This window comes from Microcoleus sp. B4-C2 (assembly GCF_036705265.1).
Taxonomy (GTDB): domain Bacteria; phylum Cyanobacteriota; class Cyanobacteriia; order Cyanobacteriales; family Microcoleaceae; genus Microcoleus.
On record NZ_JAUBUB010000135.1, the window covers coordinates 1 to 3,116 of the forward strand.

Consider the following 3,116-nt stretch of genomic DNA (forward strand, 5'->3'; position numbering starts at 1 on the left):
CACTTGTCGGTATGATCTAATCAATGACGTGGCAATCGCCTGACTCACTCTTTTAAGATACAAGGGGCGGGTTCACCCATAAATTTTGCCACCCATCAATAATCTCGATAAACCCGCCCCCCAACTCAAAGACGATATAATTGACATATGAGTAAAAGTCGATTATTGTAGGCGACTAATATTCTCTTTTGTCCTTCAAAAACAGTTATTAATAGTGAAACTGCCCAATGGTCATCTAGCAGATTTAGGCAATAAAATAGAAGAATATTCTCTAAATCCGAATCATCAAGAAGGAAAAAATAAAGCTGTTTTGTTTGCCAGTAAGTTAGGCATTACCCTAAAAAATGCTGAAAGGCTCAAACAGGCTTTAAAAGAAGCTGCTATCAACGAAGATGTTGTTATTCAAAAAAACAATGAATACGGAACACATTACAACATGAAATTTTTGCTGAAAACCGAAGTAGGTGAATCTCTGATTCTAGCAGCTTGGATCGTCCGCTTAGGTGAAAGTTTCCCAGATTAACAAGTTGTTATCCCGTCAAAAAGTGAGGTAAAAACAATGAAAACAATTAAAGACCTAGATATTGTTGCTTTAACTGAAGATTTAGACGCCACCCATTTTGAAACAAAACAAATCATTAAATTATATAAAGGACAAGTAGGAACAGTTGTGATGGAATTTGATGGCAGTGCTTTTGAGGTAGAATTTTCTCATCAAGATGGCACAACTTATGCAATGGAAACAATTCCCGCCACAAAATTAATGCTTTTACACTATGAGTTAGTAGAATCTGTAGGGGCAGTTACCCGATGAATTTTGCCAGCAATTATCGTTGGTAAAACCCACCCCAAGATATTGGTACAAATCATTTAGGCTCATTATAAAAAATCCCGCAAACATATCGTTTGCGGGATTTAGTAGGCAGGAAACTTGTAGCGAATACTGTTACTAAGCTCGGTCTACAATCTCTTTTGCTTTATCTTTGAGGTCTTCTTTCAGGTGAATTGCTGATGCTTCATCCTGCTTGGCTTGACCTTCTAATTTATCTTTCTGATTGCCTGTGACTTCGCTAACAGCTTCTTGGATTTTGCCTTCAATATTCTTCGCTGTGGCTTCGACTCTATTTTCAATGTTCATAATTTTTTATTCTAACTCTACAACTACTAATATATGATTTTCAAGTTGAGTCTGTATCTCTCTTTAGATAGATTTGTTATTACCTTTATTTCTAAGTTAAAGGTTCCATTGGAATTTCCACAAGTTTATTTCTGGAGGAAAGACCTGATTTAATGCCGATCGCAGATTTCGGCACTTTAAACTTTTTCGCCAACAGCATGATTAATTCTTGGTTGGCTTTACCCTCCACAGGCGGCGATTTGAGATGTACCGTGAGGCTGCCGTCGGGTTGTTCTGCGATGCTTTGCTGTTTGGAATTCGGTTTTACTTTGACTGTGAAAATTTTCATGTGACTAATAACTAATAACTGATGACTAATGACTAATAAGGAATGAGAATTAAATAACTTCCACTCTTGAAAGTGGGATGGGCGTCCCGCCCGTCCAAAAAGGACGGGCGGGACGCCCATCCCACAATAACAATTAAATTTGTAAGTTATTTAATTCGCGATCCTAACTAATGACTAATGACTAATGACTATCTGAATGTTCGATCTTCGTTCCCAAAACTTTCAGCAATTCAGCCAACCAGTTAGGATGTGCGGGCCACGCGGGGGCGGTGACTAAATTGCCATCGACTACGGCTTCGGTAACGGGAACTTCTGTATATTTGCCGCCGGCCCGGAGTACGTCAGGGCTGCAAGCGGGGTATGCGGTGCACCGTTTGCCTTCGAGTACGCCGGCGGCGGTTAGAACCTGTAAGCCGTGACATATAGATGCGATCGGCTTTTTGCTGTTGGCAAAGTAGCGGGTAATTTGCAGCACTTGTTCGTTGAGGCGGATGTATTCTGGGGCGCGTCCTCCGGGGATAATCAAAGCGTCGTAGTCGGCGGGGTTGATTTCGTCAAAAGTCGCGTTTAAAGTGAAGTTGTGACCGGGTTTTTCGCTGTAGGTTTGATCGCCTTCAAAGTCGTGAATTGCGGTGCGAATTGTTTGGCCTGCAGCTTTTTCCGGGCAGATGGCGTGGACGGTGTGACCTACCATTTGCAGTGCTTGGAAGGGAACCATTACTTCGTAGTCTTCTACAAAGTCGCCGACTAGCATTAATATTTTTTTACCTGTCATGTTTGCAACTCCTGTTATTTTGATTTGGTTAAATAGGATTTAAAAAAAATGCGGGGCCGTTAAAAAGCTTGCCCCGCAAGCTATTCTGGAATCTAGAAACCGTTGCGTCCCCAAATTACCATTGAAATTGAGAAGGAGAACAGAACTAGCACCGAAACCCAACCGAGTGACAAAATATCCATAGCTATTTATTGAACAAACTGTACAAAGTGACTTCAACCCTTATGATAAGTCAATTTGAGCCATTTTTGAAATGAGGGCGCTGTGAAGGATTCGTCAAATTTTAGTGCGGCTGAACGGGTAGAATCTTTGAAGGCAGGGACTGTTGCTGCTTTTTCTTGTTTGCTGGGTTTTGGGGCGATCGCCCTTGGTAATAGCTTAATTCTAGCGGATAGGTGGGATTCTCTGGCGAGTTTGCAGGTAAGGGAAATTGACCTAAATTTTGCCGCCCGAGGGACGATCGCACTTTTGGGCGGTTTTTTGTTCGGCGTGACTTACCGCTATGCGATTCGCCGAGATGTTAACCCGCAGCTTAAATCTGGTGCGGTGTTGGCTTTTGGGTTGGTGCGGGCTTTTGGACAGTTGGATGCTGGATTGTTTTTTGAGCCCGGGAAGATGCCCGCCCTACAGGAGTTATTGCCGTTTGCGGTTCGCGGTGTCGAGAGTGTGGTATTATTTGCGATCGCGGGTTTGGTTTTGGATTGGGCGATCGGGCGATCGTGGATTAAGCCTTTCGATTCTTGAGTGCGATCGGGTTTTACTCATATCAGGCACCATTTCTTTGAACAGGCAAGATGCCTGTTCCACAAAAGTTCAATTTTCTTGTGGGGTGGGCGCAGGATTTTTTTGAACAGGCAAGATGCCTGTTCCACAAA

7 protein-coding genes are annotated in these 3,116 nt (G+C 42.7%); 3 read left to right on the top strand and 4 right to left on the bottom strand.

Annotation, left to right across the window (positions count from 1 at the left end; translation table 11 throughout):
* Positions 1 to 214 precede the first annotated feature (214 nt).
* A complete protein-coding gene (locus tag QUB20_RS26295) occupies positions 215 to 523 on the top strand; it encodes a DUF6883 domain-containing protein (RefSeq protein ID WP_333251530.1) in 309 nt (102 codons plus the stop codon).
* A 36-nt stretch (positions 524 to 559) separates the two neighbouring features.
* On the top strand, positions 560 to 814 hold the full coding sequence (locus QUB20_RS26300; RefSeq protein WP_333054442.1) for a DUF4926 domain-containing protein: 255 nt from the start codon (positions 560 to 562) through the stop codon (positions 812 to 814).
* A 135-nt stretch (positions 815 to 949) separates the two neighbouring features.
* On the opposite strand, the gene QUB20_RS26305 is transcribed toward QUB20_RS26300, so the two are convergent.
* The 4 genes from QUB20_RS26305 to petN all read right to left on the bottom strand — a co-directional run bounded on the left by QUB20_RS26305 (position 950) and on the right by petN (position 2,423).
* Entirely contained in the window at positions 950 to 1,138 is a 189-nt protein-coding gene (locus QUB20_RS26305; RefSeq protein WP_333054441.1) for a CsbD family protein, read from the bottom strand.
* A gap of 91 nt (positions 1,139 to 1,229) precedes the next feature.
* The gene (locus tag QUB20_RS26310) at positions 1,230 to 1,466 is read right to left on the bottom strand and encodes a DUF167 domain-containing protein (protein WP_333251533.1); all 237 of its coding nucleotides are present in this window, start codon (positions 1,464 to 1,466) and stop codon (positions 1,230 to 1,232) included.
* 181 nt (positions 1,467 to 1,647) lie between these two features.
* Positions 1,648 to 2,241 (bottom strand): DJ-1/PfpI family protein, encoded by a 594-nt coding sequence (locus QUB20_RS26315; RefSeq protein WP_333250850.1) that lies wholly within the window; start codon positions 2,239 to 2,241, stop codon positions 1,648 to 1,650.
* 92 nt (positions 2,242 to 2,333) lie between these two features.
* Entirely contained in the window at positions 2,334 to 2,423 is a 90-nt protein-coding gene (gene petN / locus QUB20_RS26320) for a cytochrome b6-f complex subunit PetN (RefSeq protein ID WP_071883976.1), read from the bottom strand.
* Between the two features lie 82 nt (positions 2,424 to 2,505).
* Here petN and QUB20_RS26325 point away from each other — a divergent pair, with 82 nt between their 5' ends.
* Positions 2,506 to 2,985 (top strand): hypothetical protein, encoded by a 480-nt coding sequence (locus QUB20_RS26325; RefSeq protein WP_333250852.1) that lies wholly within the window; start codon positions 2,506 to 2,508, stop codon positions 2,983 to 2,985.
* The last annotated feature ends 131 nt before the right edge of the window (positions 2,986 to 3,116 follow it).

Bases quoted from the DNA above. Each gene is read 5' to 3' on its own strand.
- QUB20_RS26315 (WP_333250850.1), bottom strand. From the start codon at position 2,241: ATGACAGGTAAAAAAATATTAATGCTAGTCGGCGACTTTGTAGAAGAC.
- QUB20_RS26300 (WP_333054442.1), top strand. From the start codon at position 560: ATGAAAACAATTAAAGACCTAGATATTGTTGCTTTAACTGAAGATTTA.
- petN (WP_071883976.1), bottom strand. From the start codon at position 2,423: ATGGATATTTTGTCACTCGGTTGGGTTTCGGTGCTAGTTCTGTTCTCC.
- QUB20_RS26305 (WP_333054441.1), bottom strand. From the start codon at position 1,138: ATGAACATTGAAAATAGAGTCGAAGCCACAGCGAAGAATATTGAAGGC.
- QUB20_RS26310 (WP_333251533.1), bottom strand. From the start codon at position 1,466: ATGAAAATTTTCACAGTCAAAGTAAAACCGAATTCCAAACAGCAAAGC.